This window comes from Facklamia sp. P12937 (assembly GCF_050409505.1).
In the GTDB taxonomy this organism is placed as follows: domain Bacteria; phylum Bacillota; class Bacilli; order Lactobacillales; family Aerococcaceae; genus Facklamia.
In genome coordinates, this window is record NZ_JBNUPI010000053.1 from 1 (window position 1) to 513 (window position 513).

Genomic DNA, 513 nt, shown 5'->3' on the forward strand with positions numbered 1-513 from the left:
GCAGACTAGGGACTTTCACCCATTAGATTGTGCCCATGCTGGGCACACAAGAAAAGGAGACCAAGCAACCGTTAGTTGCTTAATCTCCTTGGATAGCATCAACCCTATTTGACATAGAGCCAAAATATTATCACCTTGATTTTAAAATTTGAATAGTTTTATTACAAATCGTTCAAACATCTTAATTTTCTTCTTTTTTTCTGCCTCCTACTGCAATTAATCCTAATCCACTTAATATTGAAAGAGCAGCACCTGAAAACAGAACAAGTTGATCAGACTCTCCCGTATTCGGTAAAACTCCAGCTTTGGAAGGTGAATCATCAGATTTTTCAGGGATATTTGGATCACCATTATCTCCATCATTTTCTGAATCTGAGACAGAAACAATAACTGGAACTTCAAATATTTCAAACGAACCATCTGGATAAGTAACTTTCACTAAACCGATGTATTTACCTGGCTTAGTATAGTCTATTACTCCTTCTGGTGTCACATCTTCAAACGTGGGTTGTC

The 513-nt window shown here is 37.2% G+C and carries 1 protein-coding gene; it reads right to left on the minus strand.

All coding sequences use genetic code 11. From position 1 onward, the window contains the following. Nucleotides 1-181: 181 nt before the first annotated feature. On the minus strand, nt 182-513 hold a 332-nt coding region (locus tag ACQV2R_RS08655; protein WP_428892120.1), incomplete at its 5' end, for a Rib/alpha-like domain-containing protein.